The sequence below is a fragment of the Achromobacter colocynthidis genome (assembly GCF_057334535.1).
This window is the reverse complement of sequence record NZ_JBHFIZ010000024.1, coordinates 215,717-231,866: the sequence shown is the minus strand read 5'-3', so window position 1 is coordinate 231,866 and position 16,150 is coordinate 215,717. Positions and strand designations below refer to the sequence as shown.

14 protein-coding genes are annotated in these 16,150 nt (G+C 65.8%); 2 read left to right on the top strand and 12 right to left on the bottom strand.

What is annotated here, in order from left to right; translation table 11 throughout:
* Nucleotides 1-27: 27 nt before the first annotated feature.
* From ACE04A_RS09680 to kdpF, 7 genes are all read right to left on the bottom strand, one after another.
* Complete coding sequence (locus tag ACE04A_RS09680; RefSeq protein ID WP_279994909.1) at nucleotides 28-795, bottom strand: TorF family putative porin; 768 nt, start codon at nucleotides 793-795, stop codon at nucleotides 28-30.
* 136 nt (nucleotides 796-931) lie between these two features.
* Nucleotides 932-1,624 (bottom strand): two-component system response regulator KdpE, encoded by a 693-nt coding sequence (kdpE, locus tag ACE04A_RS09675; RefSeq protein WP_259252138.1) that lies wholly within the window; start codon nucleotides 1,622-1,624, stop codon nucleotides 932-934.
* Between the two features lie 13 nt (nucleotides 1,625-1,637).
* The gene (locus ACE04A_RS09670; protein ID WP_448718637.1) at nucleotides 1,638-4,436 is read right to left on the bottom strand and encodes a DUF4118 domain-containing protein; all 2,799 of its coding nucleotides are present in this window, start codon (nucleotides 4,434-4,436) and stop codon (nucleotides 1,638-1,640) included.
* A gap of 51 nt (nucleotides 4,437-4,487) precedes the next feature.
* Nucleotides 4,488-5,108 carry a potassium-transporting ATPase subunit KdpC gene (gene kdpC, locus ACE04A_RS09665; protein ID WP_259252133.1) on the bottom strand — a complete coding sequence of 207 codons (621 nt, stop codon included), beginning with the start codon at nucleotides 5,106-5,108 and terminating at the stop codon, nucleotides 4,488-4,490.
* 58 nt (nucleotides 5,109-5,166) lie between these two features.
* Nucleotides 5,167-7,326, bottom strand: coding sequence for a potassium-transporting ATPase subunit KdpB (gene kdpB, locus ACE04A_RS09660; RefSeq protein ID WP_279994912.1), 2,160 nt, complete (start codon nucleotides 7,324-7,326; stop codon nucleotides 5,167-5,169).
* A gap of 22 nt (nucleotides 7,327-7,348) precedes the next feature.
* Nucleotides 7,349-9,145, bottom strand: coding sequence for a potassium-transporting ATPase subunit KdpA (gene kdpA, locus ACE04A_RS09655; protein WP_448718635.1), 1,797 nt, complete (start codon nucleotides 9,143-9,145; stop codon nucleotides 7,349-7,351).
* Nucleotides 9,145-9,234 (bottom strand): K(+)-transporting ATPase subunit F, encoded by a 90-nt coding sequence (kdpF, locus tag ACE04A_RS09650; RefSeq protein ID WP_050447213.1) that lies wholly within the window; start codon nucleotides 9,232-9,234, stop codon nucleotides 9,145-9,147. Before kdpF ends, kdpA begins: the two co-directional genes overlap by 1 nt.
* A gap of 742 nt (nucleotides 9,235-9,976) precedes the next feature.
* Between kdpF and ACE04A_RS09645 the strand changes: the two genes are divergently transcribed.
* Both ACE04A_RS09645 and ACE04A_RS09640 read left to right on the top strand, forming a co-directional pair.
* Nucleotides 9,977-10,267 (top strand): DUF4212 domain-containing protein, encoded by a 291-nt coding sequence (locus tag ACE04A_RS09645; protein WP_259252657.1) that lies wholly within the window; start codon nucleotides 9,977-9,979, stop codon nucleotides 10,265-10,267.
* The gene (locus ACE04A_RS09640) at nucleotides 10,267-12,357 is read left to right on the top strand and encodes a sodium:solute symporter family protein (RefSeq protein ID WP_259252127.1); all 2,091 of its coding nucleotides are present in this window, start codon (nucleotides 10,267-10,269) and stop codon (nucleotides 12,355-12,357) included. Before ACE04A_RS09645 ends, ACE04A_RS09640 begins: the two co-directional genes overlap by 1 nt.
* A 29-nt stretch (nucleotides 12,358-12,386) precedes the next feature.
* On the opposite strand, the gene ACE04A_RS09635 is transcribed toward ACE04A_RS09640, so the two are convergent.
* Genes ACE04A_RS09635 through trxB form a run of 5 tightly spaced genes read right to left on the bottom strand, consistent with a single transcriptional unit; the run spans nucleotide 12,387 to nucleotide 16,142 of the window.
* On the bottom strand, nucleotides 12,387-13,520 hold the full coding sequence (locus ACE04A_RS09635; RefSeq protein ID WP_448718634.1) for a hypothetical protein: 1,134 nt from the start codon (nucleotides 13,518-13,520) through the stop codon (nucleotides 12,387-12,389).
* Entirely contained in the window at nucleotides 13,507-14,205 is a 699-nt protein-coding gene (locus ACE04A_RS09630) for a hypothetical protein (protein WP_448718633.1), read from the bottom strand. The genes ACE04A_RS09635 and ACE04A_RS09630 overlap by 14 nt, the downstream gene beginning before the upstream one ends.
* Entirely contained in the window at nucleotides 14,202-14,531 is a 330-nt protein-coding gene (locus ACE04A_RS09625; protein ID WP_279994917.1) for a DMT family transporter, read from the bottom strand. Before ACE04A_RS09625 ends, ACE04A_RS09630 begins: the two co-directional genes overlap by 4 nt.
* Nucleotides 14,528-15,196 carry a Smr/MutS family protein gene (locus ACE04A_RS09620; RefSeq protein WP_485820070.1) on the bottom strand — a complete coding sequence of 223 codons (669 nt, stop codon included), beginning with the start codon at nucleotides 15,194-15,196 and terminating at the stop codon, nucleotides 14,528-14,530. Before ACE04A_RS09620 ends, ACE04A_RS09625 begins: the two co-directional genes overlap by 4 nt.
* Complete coding sequence (gene trxB / locus ACE04A_RS09615; protein WP_100852828.1) at nucleotides 15,183-16,142, bottom strand: thioredoxin-disulfide reductase; 960 nt, start codon at nucleotides 16,140-16,142, stop codon at nucleotides 15,183-15,185. Before trxB ends, ACE04A_RS09620 begins: the two co-directional genes overlap by 14 nt.
* Nucleotides 16,143-16,150: the final 8 nt, after the last annotated feature.

Sequence of the window (16,150 nt, the reverse complement as noted above, 5' to 3'; positions counted from 1 at the left end):
GTAAAAATCGCGTCAACGCCCGGGCGCTCAGAAGGTCTTGGTCAGCGACAGCAAGCCGGTCGCGCGGCCCATGTCGCGGCCGTGCGTGTTGGTGTAGACGGCACGGTCCGCGTTGGTGTCCAGGTAGGCCAGCGACACGGACAGGCCCTGTCCAAAGTCCTTGGTCAGCCCAAGCTTCCAATCGGTGTAGGAACCGTTGTCTACGTTCTTCACAAGCTGGCGTCCCACATGGGCGTTGAGCGTCAGCCCCCATACGCCGGTATCAACGTTGGCGGCCACATCGAAGTACTGGCTGTATTTGCTGTCGGCGAAGCCGAACAGGTTGGTCAGGGCGATGGAGTACTTGAACATGACCGGGCCGTAGCCGATGCCGGCGTACAGCTCGGTGGTGTCGGGGCTGGTGTAGCCCGAGGGAAAGTCGCCCGGGTAGTAGTACTGCAAGATGCCCAGGTCCACCGGCACGCCTTCGGCCAGATTGCCCTTGTAGCCGCCGTAGAAATCCATTTCGACGGGGGCGGACACGTCGGGGTTGCTGTCGCCCAGCCAACTGATGCTGGAGTTCCAATTGCCCAGATAGAAGCCGCTGGCGTGGGCCAGGTCAAAGCCGCCTTGGATGGCGGGCTTGTTGTTCGTCTGCATCAAGCCGCGATAGCGGTATTGGCTGGCCAGCGTAAGGTTGGCCGACAGCGTGAAGTCGCTGGCGGCGGGGGCGGCAGCGGGGGCGGGCATGTCGCTGGCCTGCGCGGTGGCGGCCAGGCTCAGCAGCGCGAGCGCGGCGACGGAATTGCGGAACATGGAGTACTCCTGGTGTTGAACGGGATCGCAACAATAGGAGGATCGGCATAAACCGCGAGACAAGACTCGCGCTGTTCCCGTAAAGGCGGGATAAAGGCGGGATAGTGGCCGAGAAAAACTGATCTGTGTCGCGCGATCAGCCTGCGAAGCGGTAGCCCACGCCGATCTCGGTCATCAGGAAGACGGGTTGCGCCGGGTCCGCTTCCAGTTTCTGTCGCAGATGCCCCATGTAGATACGCAGGTAGTGGTTGCTTTCGATGTGCGAGGGGCCCCAGACCTCGCGCAGCAACTCGCGGTGCGTCATGACTTTGCCGCGATGTGCAAGCAGCGCGGCCAGCAGGCGGTATTCCATGGCGGTCAGGTGCACGTGCTGGCCGGCGCGTTCGACGACGCGCTTGGCGAAGTCGATGCGGACGTCGCCGAACGTGATCTCGGCCGCGTTGCCGGCGCCCGCCCGCGCATGGCGGCGCAACAGCACGCGCAGCCGGGCCAGCAGTTCGCTGACGCCGAAGGGCTTGGTCAGGTAGTCGTCTGCGCCCGCGTCCAGCGCGGCCACCTTGTCGGGCTCGGCGCTGCGGGCGGACAGGACCAGCACGGGCACTTGCGTCCAGCCGCGCAGTTCGCGGATCAGCGTCATGCCGTCTTCGTCGGGCAGCCCCAGGTCCAGCACGATGGCGTCGGGCTGGCGCGTGCCGGCCTCGATCAGGCCGCGCTTGACGGTGTCGGCCTCGTGCACGACGCAGCCCTCGCTTTCCAGGGCCTGGCGCACAAAGCGCCGGATGTTGGCGTCGTCTTCGATGATCAGAACGATAGGCTGGTAGTCGAACATGCTGCGCGTGTCTTCAAGGAATGTCGGATTGAATTTCGGGTTGAACGTCGGGCGGCGTTCCCAGCGGCAGGCTGAAGACGAATTGCGCGCCCGAGGCTTGGCCGGGGGCGTGCTCGACCCAGATGCGGCCGTGGTGGGCCTGGATGATGGCCTCGCACACGGCCAGGCCCAGGCCCACGCCGGGCGTTGCGGACTCGCGGTCGCCACGCGTGAATTTTTCGAAGATGCGGCGTTCGGCGCCCGGCGCGACGCCAGGGCCGTTGTCGCACACGGCCACGCGCAGCATGCCGTCGTGAACCGTTGCGTGGATGTGCACGGTGCTGCCGGGCGGCGTGTACTTGGCCGCGTTTTCAAGCAGGTTGCACAGCACGCGTTCGATCAGCACCCCATCGCACTCCACCAGCGGCAAGTTCGACAGCGGGGCCACGGTCACGCGGTGCGCGGCCAGGGGTTCGCGCATGGCGGCCAGCGACGCGCCTACCAGCTCTTCGATGGATTGCCATTCCAGACGCAGCGGCGTGTCGTGGCTTTGCAGCCGCGCCATATCCAGCAGATTGACGACCAGCGCATGCATGCGCTGGGCTTGGTCGCGCATGGCGCGGATGGTTTCCTGTACATCGTCGGGCAGCGTGCCCGGCCGGCGCGTCAGCGTGTCGGTCATGCCGACCAGGCTGGTGAGCGGTGTGCGCAGGTCATGCGACACCGCCGCCAGCAGCGAGTTGCGCAGCCGTTCCGATTCCATGCTGACCAGCGCCTGCTGCGCCACCTCGACGTAGTGCAGCCGTTCCAGGGCAATGGCGATAAGCGTGGCGTAGGCTTCGATCTGGCGGCGCGAATCGGGATGCGTGAACAGGCTGCGGCGGGGCGCGGCCAGGGCCAGCACGCCGCGTGTGCGCATCGGCGCTTTCAACGGCAGATACAGCAATTCGCTGTTGGACAGCGTGGTGGTGCCCGCGCCGGCGGGCTGGCCGTGGTCATACACCCATTGGGCCAGCGCCGATTCCAGGGCAGGCATGTCGGCGGCGGCGGGTGAGGCCAGCTTCAAGCGGTCGTCCAGTCCCAGGATATACAGCGCACAACGCGAGCCGAAGGTGGCGTGTACGAATGCCCCGGCCAGGGCCACGATCTGCTCGGGCAACAGCGCCGACGACAATTCGCGCGCGAACTCATACAGGCTGCGCGCGTCGGCTTCGCGCTTGACCGATACCTGCGCCTGTAGCCGCAGCCCCGCCGTCAGTTGCCCGATCAACAGGCCCACGGCCAGCAGCACGGCGAAAGTCAGCAGGTATTGCACGTCCGACACGGCAAACGAGGCCAGCGGCTGCACGAAGAAAAAGTCGAACAACCCGACGCTGACGACCGACGCCAGCGCGGCAGGGCCGCGCCCATGCCGCAGCGCCACCGCCACCACCGCCAGCAGGAACAGCATGACGATGTTGGTCTGGTGCAGCGCGGGAAACGCCAGCATCGACAAGCCGGTGGCCACCGCGCAATAGCACAGCGCCCAGGCATAGCCCAGCCAGGGGCTGGCGCCACGGTCGTCGGCGTTGATGCGCGCGCCACGCCCCAGTGTCAGCGGGTCGCGCCCTGGCGGGGCGCTGGCGGGCAGCGGGGGGGCGCCCAACCGGATGATGTCGATTTCGGGGCAGCCCGCGGCCAGCATGTCGGCAAAGCTGTGCCGGCGCCATAGCCATCCCGGCGCGAGGGCGGCGGACAGTAATGCGGACAGGGATACGCGCAGGCGCTGCAGGCCGCTGGCGCGCGTACGGCCCACGACGGCCTTGGTGATGTTGTGCCGACGCACGTAGCGCACCACCGCGTCGACCATGTCGCCACCCGCCAGCGTTTCCGTGCGCGCGCCCAGGCTGTCCGCCAGCGCCAGGCTGCGTTGCATGCGGTCTTGCTCGGCTTGAGGCGTGGGTGCCGCGCGCGGCGTGTCGATGGTGACCACGTGCAGATCGCATTCCAGTTGCTGACTCAGGCGATGGGCGCTGCGGATGACGTATTCGGCGTCAGCGTCCGGGCCGATGCAGGCCACCACGGCTTCGCGCGTGCGCCATACCGGTTCGATGGCGCGGTCGCGCCGATACGCCTGCACGTCGTCGTCCACGTGGTCGGCGGTGCGGCGCAGCGCCAGCTCGCGCAAGGCGATCAGGTTGCCTTTGCGAAAGAAATTGCGCGTGGCGTGGCGGGCTTGTTCGGGCAGATAGACCTTGCCTTCTTTCAGCCGCCTTAGCAGTTCATCGGCCGACAGGTCCACCAGGATGACTTCGTCGGCGGTGTCGAAGACCTCGTCGGGCACGGTTTCCCAGACGCGCACGCCCGTGATGCTACCGACCGCTTCGTTCAGGCTGTCCAGATGCTGCACGTTCAGCGTGGTCCAGACGTCAATGCCGGCGGCCAGCAGTTCGTGGATGTCTTGCCAGCGCTTGGCGTGGCGGGAACCGGGCGCGTTGGAATGCGCCAGTTCGTCCACCAGCACCAGGCCGGGGCGCGCGGCCAACGCGCCGTCCAGGTCGAACTCTTTCAGTACGTGGCCCCGGTACGCCACGTCTTTCAGCGGCAGGGCTGCGATGCCTTCCAGCAAGCTGGCCGTTTCGCGACGGCCGTGAGTTTCGACGATGCCGGCCAGCACGTTCACGCCCTGGGCCGCTTGAGCGCGGGCGGCCACCAGCATGGCGTAGGTCTTGCCTACGCCGGCCGACGCGCCAAAGTACACGCGCAGCTTGCCGCGCGCTGCCTCGCGCGCGGCGTCGTCCAGCGTTTTCAAAAGCGCGTCCGGATCGGGACGCTCGCCAGCAATGTCAGCCATGAACGCGCAAGAGTGGGGTGGGAAAGGCTGGCGATACTATACGCCGCGCCATCATTGTGCCGGGTGCAATTTGTCCAGCGCCAGGTTCAGCGTCAACACATTGACGACCGGTTCCCCCAATACGCCCAGCCAGGGCTTTTCCGTGTGGGCCTGGATCAGTGCATCCACCTGCGCGCGCGGCACATGGCGGGCCCGCGCCACCCGTGCGGCCTGATAGTTGGCGGCGGCGGGGCTGATGCTGGGGTCCAGGCCACTGCCGGACGCGGTCACCAAGTCCACCGGCACCGGCGTGGGGTTGTCGGGATCGGCCGCTTTCAACGCCGCGATGCGGGCCTGGATGGCCTCGGCCAACGCGGGGTTGCGCGGACCCAGGTTTGAACCACCCGAGGCCGTGCCGTTGTACGGCATGGGCGCGGTGGCGGACGGCCGGCCCCAGAAGTACTGCGGCGCGGTGAACGACTGGCCGATCAGTTCCGACCCGACCACCTTGTCGCCTTGCGTGATCAGCGAACCTGCGGCCTCGTGAGGGAACACCACGGCGGCCACGCCGCGCGTCAGGAAGGGGTAGGCCAGGCCCGTCACCAACGACAGCGCGGCGAAAACGACCAGCGCGGGACGCAGCACGCCACCTTGGCGCGCTTGGGCGGGGGTTGGGGTAGTGATGGATTTCATGATGGATTCCTTGTTTGTGGGGGAGGCGGCGGCCAGGCCAGGCCTGGCCGGCTCGGGCTCAGGCCCAGCCCAGCGCGGCCAGCACCATGTCGACCAGCTTGATGCCAACGAAGGGCACCAGCAGCCCGCCCAGCCCGTAGATCAGCAGGTTGCGGCGCAGCAGCACCGATGCGCCCAGGGGCCGGTAGCGCACACCCTTGAGCGCCAGCGGAATCAGCACCACGATGATCAGCGCGTTGAAGATCACGGCCGACAGGATGGCCGAGGCGGGCGTCGTCAGGTGCATGATGTTCAGCACGTTCAACTGCGGGAAGACGGTGGCGAAGGCGGCGGGGATGATGGCGAAGTACTTGGCCACGTCGTTGGCCACGCTGAACGTGGTCAGCGCGCCGCGCGTCATCAGCATCTGCTTGCCGATCTCGACAATCTCGATCAGCTTGGTGGGGTTGGAGTCCAGGTCCACCATGTTGCCGGCTTCCTTGGCGGCCTGGGTGCCGGAGTTCATCGCCACGGCCACGTCCGCCTGCGCCAGCGCGGGGGCGTCGTTGGTGCCGTCGCCCGTCATCGCCACCAGGCGGCCTTCGGCCTGATAGGCGCGAATCAGTTGCAGCTTGGCCTCGGGCGTGGCCTCGGCCAGGAAGTCGTCGACGCCGGCTTCGGCCGCGATGGAAGCGGCGGTCAGCTTGTTGTCGCCGGTGATCATCACGGTCTTGATGCCCATGCGGCGCAGCTCGGCAAAGCGCGTCTGGATGCCGGGCTTGACGATGTCTTTCAGTTCCACCACGCCCAGCGCGCGGTTGCCGTCGCTGACCAGCAGCGGCGTGCTGCCGCGTCGCGCCACGTCTTCGGCCTGATGCAACACGGCGTCGGGCACGCTGGCGTCCAGCGCCTTGAGCCAGGACTGCACGGCGTCGACCGCGCCTTTGCGGATCATGCGTTCGCCCAGGTTCACGCCGCTCATGCGGGATTGCGCGGTGAAGGGAACGAACTCGGCGTCTGCAACACGCGCGGCGGGGGCGTGGGTGGTCTTGTCGGCCAGCGCCACGATGCTGCGACCTTCCGGCGTTTCGTCGGCCATGGAGGCCAGGCGGGCGGCGTCGGCCAATTCGCGGGCGGACACGCCCGGCGCGGGCAGGAACGTGGATGCCTGGCGGTTGCCGAAAGTGATGGTGCCGGTCTTGTCCAACAGCAGCACGTCCACGTCGCCCGCCGCTTCGACCGCGCGGCCGGACGTGGCAATGACGTTGGCGCTCATCATGCGGCTCATGCCCGCCACGCCGATGGCCGACAGCAGGCCGCCGATGGTGGTCGGAATCAGGCAGACCAGCAGCGCCACCAATACCGTCACCGTGACCACCGCGCCGCCACCCGCCGCGTTGACCGCGTAGATGGAGAACGGCATCAGCGTCACGACCACCAGCAGGAACACCACGGTCAGCCCGACCAGCAAAATGGTCAGCGCCAGTTCGTTGGGCGTCTTCTGGCGCTTGGCGCCTTCCACCATGGAGATCATGCGGTCCAGGAAGCTCTCGCCGGGGTCGGCCGCGATGCGGACGAAGATCCAGTCGGACAGCACCCGGGTGCCCCCCGTGACGGACGAGAAGTCGCCGCCCGACTCACGGATGACGGGCGCGGATTCCCCGGTGATGGCGCTTTCGTCCACGGAAGCAACACCGGCGATGACCTGGCCGTCGCCGGGGATGGTATCCCCCGCTTCGACCAGCACCACGTCATTGCGCCGCAGCAGTCCCGAGGCCTGGCTCGTAGCCTGGCTGCGCCATTGGGCCGGGTTCGCGTCGCGGACATCCCCGTCGCGAAAACCCTTGAGCAAGCGCGCGTTGATGGTGGTGCGCAAACCGCGCAGGGTCGCGGCCTGCTGCTTGCCCCGGCCTTCGGCCAGCGCTTCGGCGAAGTTGGCGAACAGCACCGTAAACCACAGCCATACGGCGATGGCCAGAATGAAGCCCGCCGGGGCTTCTGCCTGGCCGCGCAGCGCCATGACCCACAGCACGGTGGTCAGGATGCTGCCCACGTACACGACGAACATGACGGGGTTCTTCAACTGCGCGGCGGGCGAGAGCTTGCGCAGGCTGTCCAGCAGGGCGGGCGCGACCAGCGAGCGGGACCACATGCCGAAGGGGCGCTCTTGTGCGGTGACCGCGGGGGCGTGGGCGGCTGCGCCGCCAGCGCTTGAGGTTGGCATTTCAATCTTGGCCATGTTGTTTCCTAGCCTGTTGCATTCAGGGTTGCAGGTGTTCGGCGACGGGCCCCAAGGCCAGCGCCGGCACATACGTCAGCGCGCCTACCAGCAGCACCGCGCCGATCAGCAGCACCACAAAGAGGGGGCCGGTGGTGGGCATGCTGCCGGGGCCGGCGGGCAAGCGCCGTTTGGCCGCCAGCGAGCCGGCCATGGCCAGTACCGCGACGATCACGGCGAAGCGGCCAAACCACATGGCGATGCCCAGCAGCACGTTGTAGAAGGGCGTATTCGCGGACAGCCCGGCAAAGGCGCTGCCGTTGTTGTTGGCCGCCGAGGACAGCGCATACAGAATTTCCGAGAAGCCGTGGATGCCCGGGTTCAGCACACCGGCCTGTCCCGCCGAGACGGAGACGGCCAGGGCGGTTCCGCCCAGCACCAGCAAGGGCGTGGCGAGGATGATGATGGACACCATCTTCATGTCGTAGGCTTCGATCTTCTTGCCCAGGTATTCCGGGGTGCGGCCGATCATCAGGCCCGCAATGAAGACCGCCAGCACCGCGAAGGCCAGCATGCCGTACAGCCCCGAGCCCACACCGCCATAGACCACTTCACCCAACTGCATTTGCAGCATCGGCGGCAGCCCGCCCATGGCGCTGAATGAGTCATGCATGCCGTTCACGGCGCCGCAGGACGCGGCCGTGGTGATGATGGCAAAGAGCGAGGTGGCCGCGATGCCGAAGCGCGATTCCTTGCCTTCCATGTTGCCGCCCGGTGTCAACGCGGACAGCGCACTGTCGGCGCCTGCCTGCGCGGCCATGGGGTTGGGCTGCTGTTCGAAATAGGCGGTGGTCAGCGCGAAGACGACGAACAGCACCGTCATGGCCGCCAGGATGGCGATGCCCTGGCGGCGGCTGCCGACCATTTCGCCGAACGCGAAGCAGAGCGCGGCGGGAATCGCCAGAATGGCCAGCATCTCCAGGAAATTAGACAGCGGCGAGGGGTTCTCGAACGGATGCGCCGAATTCGCATTGAAGAAGCCGCCGCCGTTGGTGCCCAGCAGCTTGATGGCTTCCTGCGAGGCCACGGGCCCCATCGCGAGCGTCTGCGTCGAGGTCGTCACGGGATCCATCACGGGCTGGCCCGCGGCATCAAGCACGGGCTGGCCGTCGGCGTTCATGCGCGGCTGCTCGTAATGCAGGGCTTCAACGGTCTGTACGTCTTGGTTAGGGCTGAAGTTCTGGATGACGCCCTGGCTCACCAGGGCAAGCGCCAGCACGAAGGACAGCGGCAGCAGCACATACATCGTGCAGCGGACCATATCCGCCCAGAAGTTGCCGATCGTGGCCGAGCTGTGGCGCGACAAGCCGCGTATCAGCGCGAACAGCACGGCGATGCCGGTGGCGGCGGACACGAAATTCTGCACCGTCAGCGCCAGCATCTGCGTCAGGTAGCTCATCGTGGCTTCGCCCCCGTAGCCTTGCCAGTTGGTGTTGGTGACAAAGCTGATGGCGGTGTTGAGCGCCGAATCCGGCGTGACGGCGCCCATGGCGGCGGGATTCAGCGGCAGCATGCCCTGCAAGCGTTGCAGGCCATAGACCATCGCGACGCCGATCAGGTTGAAGGCCAGCACTGCCACGGCATAGCGCTTCCAGCCCATTTCAGCCTGCGGGTCGATGCCCGCAAGGCGGTAAATGCCGCGTTCCAGGGGGCGGCCCCAGGCGGTCAGCCTGGATTGGCCGTTTTCCATGGCGATGCGGATGTAGCGCCCAAGCAGCGGCGCGATCGCAAGCAGGACTGCCAGGTACAAGACCAGCAGTCCGATGAATTCGGCGGTCATCAGAATTTCTCCGGTTTGAACAGCGCCACCAGCAGGTAGACGAACAGCGCCGCGGCCGTCAGGCCGCTGAATGCATAGAGCCAGTTCATGACGGCTCTCCCGACGACAAGCCGGCGCAGAACTGCAGCAGGCCGAATGTCAGCCCAGCCATGACGGCGAAGGCGGTGATATAGATGGCATCCACGTTTTTCCTCCCGGGAGCGGCGCTCCCTTCGAACGACGGGCCTGCGCGGCAAAAGCGGATGCGCGCCGGGCAGGCCAGGTGACCAAAGCAGGACACCGGCAGGTTACGGAGCGGGGGGTAAAAACGGGATATAGCTTCGGGGGCGGGGCGTAAACAAGAAATAAACGCCGCCATCGCGGGCAGAAATGTGGCGGGGGTGCAGGTGGATGCGGCGCGCCCGATTCCGGGCATGGCGCGGTGGCAAGCGTCATATTCCGGGACGGGCGAGATTCCTGAATTCCGCTCAATTCCGGGATTTCAGCCAGAAAATCCCAATATTTAGAACTTTGTGGTCATTTCGCACCACGATGGGGCATGGAATATGTAAATGAATGCTCCGTCTTAGGGCATTCCCCTAGTGTGACATTCCCGCACATGGTGCAGAATCTCTTCCCATGCAGGTGAGGAGACAAAGCCCTGCATGGGCAAATACCGGCGGCACCGGTAAATAAAAAAAGTAAAGCAGTACTCAAAAAAAGCAAAACGCACAACGGCTGGCACCAGGCAGTGCCAGCCGTTGTCGCATAAAAAGCCTGAATTTTTGCCGCATGGGCTTTTCAGACGCAGCGTTTCGCGCTATCCAGGTAGGGTCTGAAAACATCCTAGCCATGCCGAAATCCCGCGCACCTCTTCCTGTTTCCACCCCGACTCCCTATTGGCGCCGCAATTTGCGGCTGATTCTGTTGCTGCTTGTCGTCTGGGCGGCGCTGACGTTCGTGCCTACCTTCTTCGCGCGCAGGCTCAGCTTTGATTTCATCGGCTGGCCGTTCGCCTTCTGGATGGCGGCTTATGGGGCACCCCTGGCTTATCTGATCATCATTGGTATCTACGCCCGGGTCATGAACAGCGCTGATGAGTTGGCTGAAGAAGATGCCGACGCCGCCAGGGGAGACCGCTGATGCCGTTTTTCAGCGGAGACACACCCCAGGAATTCAAGATCCGGCTGCGGCGTATCTACGTGCTGTACACGGCGGGCTTTGCGCTGATGATTCTGATGCTGGCGCTGGCCGAAGTGCTGGGCATGCCGCGCAACTGGATCGGCTATGTGTTCCTGCTGGTCACGGTGAGCCTGTACGCCGGCATCGGCATCGTCTGCCGCACGTCTGATCAGGTGGAATACTACGTGGCCGGGCGGCGTGTGCCCGCCATCTACAACGGCATGGCCACGGCGGCCGACTGGATGTCCGTGGCCTCCTTCATCGGCGTGGCGGGCACGTTGTACCTGACGGGTTACGGCGGCCTGGCCTACATCCTGGGCTGGACGGGCGGCTATGTGCTGGTCGCCATGCTGCTGGCGCCGTACCTGCGGCGTTTTGGTCAGTACACCATCCCCGATTTCATGGGCGCGCGCTACGGCGGCAACTTGCCGCGCCTGGCCGGTGTGGCCTGCGCCATCCTGTGCTCGTTCACCTATCTGGTCGCGCAGATCTACGGCGTGGGCATCATCACCACGCGCATGACCGGCATTTCGTTCGAGTTGGGTATCTTCGTTGCGCTGGGCGGCATGCTGGTGTGTTCGTTCCTGGGCGGCATGCGCGCCGTTACGTGGACGCAGGTGGGCCAGTACATCATCCTGGTCATCGCCTATCTGGTGCCGGTGGTGTGGCTGTCGGTCAAGCATACGAACATGCCCGTGCCGCAGTTGTCCGCGGGCGTGGTGTTGCAGCAGGTGACCGAAAAAGAGATCTATCTGCAGAATGATCCGTCCGAGATCGAGGTGCGCCGGCTGTGGCAGCAGCATGCGGATGAAATGGCCAAGCGTGTGCAGACGTTGCCGGAATCCTGGACGCTGGAAAAAGACAAGCTGCGCAGCCGCCTGGCGCAATTGAGCGCCACCGAGGCGCCCATGGTCGACATCCGCTCGGTCGAGCGCGAACTGGCCGCCTACCCCGCCAGCGTGGAAGATGCGCGGGTGGCCTGGTCGCAGGCGCGCGCCACCTTCGAGGCGCGGGCGGCGCCCGCCACGCCGCACGCCGAACCATTCCCCGCCAAGGATCCCGAGGAACAGCGCAACATGCGCATCAACTTCCTGGCGCTGGTGCTGTGCCTGATGTTGGGCACGGCGGGCATGCCGCACATATTGATGCGCTCATACACCACGCCCTCGGTGATCGAGGCGCGCAAGTCGGTGTGCTGGTCGCTGCTGTTCATCCTGTTGCTGTATTTCATGGCGCCCGCGCTGGCGCTCTTGGTCAAGTACGAGGTCTACACGCAAGTGGTCGGCTCCAACTTTCTTAGCCTGCCCAACTGGGTGCATGCCTGGAGCGCGGTCGACAGCAACCTGCTGGATGTCACCGACATCAACCGCGACGGCGTCGTGCAATTAAGCGAAATCAGCATGGGGGCGGACGTCGTGGTGCTGGCCATGCCGGAAATCGGCGGCCTGCCTTATGTGATTTCGGGGCTGGTCGCGGCGGGCGGCTTGGCCGCGGCTTTGTCCACGGCCGACGGCCTGCTGCTGACCTTGTCCAATTCCCTGTCGCATGACATGTGGTACCGGATGGTGTCACCGCGCATGTCGGCCGCGCGCCGTGTGATGGTGTCGAAGATTCTGCTGCTGGTGGTGGCGTTTGGCGCGGCCTGGGTGGCGGCGCGCAAACCCGCCGACATTCTTTTCATGGTGTCGGCGGCGTTCTCGTTCGCGGCCTCGTCGTTCTTTCCCGCGCTGGTGATGGGCGTGTTCTGGCGGCGCGCCAACAAATGGGGCGCCACCTTGGGCATGGCGGCGGGCTTGTTGGTGACCTTCGCCTATATGACCTACACGCATCCGTGGCTGCGCGAATCGGTGCTGGGCATCTCGCGCATACAACCGGTGGATTTGTGGTGGGGCATACAGCCGATCGCGGCGGGCGTGTTCGGCGCGCCGGTGGCGTTCCTGACGATCATCGTGGTGTCTTTGCTGACCCCGCCACCCGACAGCGCGACGGTGGCGCTGGTGGATTATCTGCGCCGTCCCGGTGCGACCCGGCCGCCGGCCGAAAGTACCTAGTAAGCACCTGGGAAGCGGCTAAGGAAATCCTAGGGCGCCTTGCAGGCGTTCGCCTGCCGGTTCTCGGGGTCGATGCAAGCCTGCCAGATCTTGTCCGGCAGGGCTTGCAACAGGGTATGGATCTGCCCGGGCGCCCATAGCCATTGCACGCCGCCGGGGTGCTGGCCCGCCGCCTCCCAAACCTTCCGGCGCTGCGCGTTGCTTAGCGTGAAGCGGCCGTTCGGGCCGCTGTTGCCCTGCGCAAGCACGGCGGTGGGATCCCGGCGGGCGGCGTAGACCTCGCGGCCATCGCCCTTGGGCTGCACGATGGCCCAGTCATAGTGATACGACTCCAGCGCCGGCGCCGCCCAGTTCGGGCCGGGCAGCACCAGGATGGAATATTCCGATGCGCGCTCGGGGTAGGGCAAGCCCAGCACCACCTTATCGTTGTCCCAATCCAGCCGTTGGCGCAGAGTGCGCTGGCCCGGCTTGCCTTGCGTGTCGAACTCCCTGACCTCGATCACGTCGCCTTGTCTTTCCAAGTAGGAAATCCTGCGCAGCAGGCGGCCGGACGCGTCGTGCACGTAGCGCATCAGCGGCTGCGAGGGCTTGTCGCAGGCGTTGGCCCCCTGTTCGGCCAGCCAGCCGTGGCGGTCATAGCGCAGGCAGAAATGCTGCGTGGGGTTGGCTCGGCCCGCTGCATTGCGTGACCGCAGTTCATAGCCGGCAAGCCGCCCCGCGTCGTCGTAAAGAAAGCGGGTTTCGTTGTCCGGCATAGGCAGCGAGGACTGCCCGGATTCCATCACGTCGTGTACGGCGCGGGCGCTGTATTCGGCGATGCCGCAGACGTGCCTGACGCCATCCGGGCCGCGCTCGAACCGCAGCAGGGTAGGGCCGATGGTGGCGCCCGGTACGGCGGCGTACACGGACCAGTCCACCGCTTCGGCCCAGGCGTAGGGCGTGGCGCGTTGGCCGGTTCGTACGTTAACGGGGGGCTCCCACGTCTTGATGCGCGAGCCATCCAGCGCCAGCAGCGTGTTGGTGTCGTCCAGACGCACGTCGGCGACCACGGTTTCCCGTTGGCCGGATGCCGCCATGGGCTGGCATAGCGCATGCGCCCAGGTGGAGACAAGCGGTAGCGTGGCCACGGCCAGCAGGCGCAGGGCGGACTTAATACGCGGCATTGTGCAAATAGACGATCAGGCCCCAGAGTTCACTGCTGACGCCGCCCAGGCGCAAGGCGCCGTGATCGGCCTGCATCAACAGGAAGGGGTAAGCCTTGCGTTCCAGCTTGCCGGGCGGGGGCAGCCGGTACGGCGTGAAATGTTCGGATGACAGCAGGTACGTATTGGTCATGTCGCCCACGTCCACGTGCAGGTACCAGACGGTCAGGTCGGTGACATCCAGGGCTGGATCCGTCTCGGGGTAACGCCCGCCCTGGCCCGCTGGAATGCCGCTGTTCAAGACGCCCAGGAGCACGCGGCGCGGCCCGGTTTGGGCAGTGTAGGTGCCGTCCGTGCCGCGCCGAGCGAAAGTCTGGCGGATGAAACCGGCAGCCCGGGAAGCCGGCACGACCGTGCGCGCGAACATCTCGTCCAACTGGGCGTCGCTAAGCGGGCGGCGCGTGGCGGACAGCGTGTCGAGATCCTGCGTGAAGTCCTTCAGCCACGAGCGGTAGCGGGCCAGCTCGGCGGCGCGGTTGAAGTCCTGTGCGGCAGCGTTGGCGTTGGCGTTGGTGGCGTCGGCGGCGGCGTTGGCGGCCGGCAGGTAGCCCAGGCAAGCCAGCCCGGCCAGGCAAGCCAGGCAAAGCCAGGCCGCCTGCCTGCGCCACGACGCGGGCCACCCAAACCGCCCGGTGCGCGCCGTCAATGCGAGACCGATTTTGAAAACACGTTCATTACCACCACGCCGGCGATGATGAGGCCGATGCCGACCAGCGCGGGCGTGTCCAGATGCTGCTTGAACAACACCGCGCCCACGATGGAGATCAGCACGATGCCCACGCCCGACCAGATGGCGTACGCAATGCCGACCGGGATCTCGCGCAGCGTCAGCGACAGGAAGTAGAACGAGATCAGGTAGCCGAACACGGTGATGATGGACGGCATCAGGCGGGTGAAGCCTTCCGAGCCCTTCAGGGCGCTGGTGGCGAAGATCTCGGCGATGATCGCCACGCCCAGGTATAGCCATTTCATTTGCGCGATCCTTCGGATTGCCGCAGCAGCACCAGCAGCGCACCGGCGCCGCCTTCGCGTTCGGGCGCTTCGGAAAACGCCAGCACCTCGTTCTTCTGCACCAGCCAGGTGCGCGCCTTGTCTTTCAGCACGGGTTCCAGGCCTTCAGAGCCATAGCCCTTGCCATGCACGATACGCACGCAGCGGATGCCGTGGTCCTGGCATTCATCCAGGAACGACAGCAGCGCATGGCGCGCCTGTTCCACGCGCAAACCGTGCAGGTCCAACTCGGCGCCCGCGCGCCATTGGCCGCGCCGCAGGTTGCGCGCGGTGTCGGGCGCCGCGTCGCTGCGCACGAAAGCGGTGCCGCCTTCGGAAAGCAGATGGGTGATTTCGCCGCCGTCGGACACACCGATATCGGCGCGTGACGGCGTTTCGCCCAGCGCGTTGGCCCGACGCAGCGCAGGCGCGGGTTCCGCCACGGGCTTGTGTTCCACCCGGGCGGCCTGCTTGATCGGCGTGACGGACTTCATGGTGCGCTGAAACGCCGCCATGTCGTCCATGGGGGCGGTTTCAGGCTTCTTCAGTACGGCAACCCGCTTGGCGAGCGCTTCGCGTTCGCGCTCGGCTTGCAGGTCTTTCTTCAGGCGTTTCAGGTCGGCCAGGCCGCCCTTACTGCCCCGCATTCTCCAACCACCGTTGCGCGTCCAGGGCGGCCATGCAGCCCGTGCCGGCGCTGGTGATGGCTTGGCGGTAGACGTGGTCTTGCACGTCGCCGGCGGCAAACACGCCCGGAACGGAGGTCATCGTGGCCATGCCGGACAATCCGCTCTTGGTGACGATGTAGCCGTCTTTCATTTCCAGTTGGCCCTGGAAGATTTCCGTGTTCGGCTGATGGCCGATGGCGATGAAGGCGCCCGTGACGGGCATGTCTTCGGTAGCGCCAGTGTCCACGTGGCGTACGCGCACGCCGGTTACACCGCTGTTATCGCCCAGCACTTCTTCCAGGGTGTGGAAGAGCTTGAGTTCCATGTTGCCGTTCTCGACCTTGGACATCAGCTTGTCGACCAGGATGGGTTCGGCGCGGAACTTGTCGCGGCGGTGGATCAGGGTGACCTTGCGGCAGATGTTCGACAGGTACAGGGCTTCTTCGACGGCGGTGTTGCCGCCGCCCACCACGACCACGTCCTGGTTGCGGTAGAAGAAACCGTCGCAGGTGGCGCAGCCCGACACGCCGCGGCCCATGAAGGCCTCTTCGGAGGGCAGGCCCAGGTATTTGGCCGATGCGCCGGTGGCGATGATGAGGGCGTCGCAGGTGTAGATCTTGCCCGTGTCGCCCGTCAGCGTGAAGGGGCGCTTGGACAGATCAACCTTGGCGATGTGGTCGAACAGCATTTCGGTGTTGAAGCGTTCGGCGTGCTTCTGGAAACGCTGCATCAGGTCGGGGCCCTGGACGCCATCCGCGTCGGCGGGCCAGTTATCGACGTCCGTGGTGGTCATCAACTGGCCGCCTTGGGCCAGGCCGGTCACCAGGACGGGGCTCAGGTTGGCGCGTGCCGCATAGACGGCCGCCGTGTAACCGGCGGGGCCGGAACCGAGTATCAAAACTTTAGCGTGGGTGGGCGTGGACATGGGCGGGT

Excerpts from the sequence above, each read along its gene's own strand:
- ACE04A_RS09680 (WP_279994909.1), bottom strand. The coding sequence starts at position 795 with ATGTTCCGCAATTCCGTCGCCGCGCTCGCGCTGCTGAGCCTGGCCGCC.
- kdpE (WP_259252138.1), bottom strand. The coding sequence starts at position 1,624 with ATGTTCGACTACCAGCCTATCGTTCTGATCATCGAAGACGACGCCAAC.
- ACE04A_RS09670 (WP_448718637.1), bottom strand. The coding sequence starts at position 4,436 with ATGGCTGACATTGCTGGCGAGCGTCCCGATCCGGACGCGCTTTTGAAA.
- kdpC (WP_259252133.1), bottom strand. The coding sequence starts at position 5,108 with ATGAAATCCATCACTACCCCAACCCCCGCCCAAGCGCGCCAAGGTGGC.
- kdpB (WP_279994912.1), bottom strand. The coding sequence starts at position 7,326 with ATGGCCAAGATTGAAATGCCAACCTCAAGCGCTGGCGGCGCAGCCGCC.
- kdpA (WP_448718635.1), bottom strand. The coding sequence starts at position 9,145 with ATGACCGCCGAATTCATCGGACTGCTGGTCTTGTACCTGGCAGTCCTG.
- kdpF (WP_050447213.1), bottom strand. The coding sequence starts at position 9,234 with ATGAACTGGCTCTATGCATTCAGCGGCCTGACGGCCGCGGCGCTGTTC.
- ACE04A_RS09645 (WP_259252657.1), top strand. The coding sequence starts at position 9,977 with ATGCCGAAATCCCGCGCACCTCTTCCTGTTTCCACCCCGACTCCCTAT.
- ACE04A_RS09640 (WP_259252127.1), top strand. The coding sequence starts at position 10,267 with ATGCCGTTTTTCAGCGGAGACACACCCCAGGAATTCAAGATCCGGCTG.
- ACE04A_RS09635 (WP_448718634.1), bottom strand. The coding sequence starts at position 13,520 with ATGCCGCGTATTAAGTCCGCCCTGCGCCTGCTGGCCGTGGCCACGCTA.
- ACE04A_RS09625 (WP_279994917.1), bottom strand. The coding sequence starts at position 14,531 with ATGAAATGGCTATACCTGGGCGTGGCGATCATCGCCGAGATCTTCGCC.
- ACE04A_RS09620 (WP_485820070.1), bottom strand. The coding sequence starts at position 15,196 with ATGCGGGGCAGTAAGGGCGGCCTGGCCGACCTGAAACGCCTGAAGAAA.
- trxB (WP_100852828.1), bottom strand. The coding sequence starts at position 16,142 with ATGTCCACGCCCACCCACGCTAAAGTTTTGATACTCGGTTCCGGCCCC.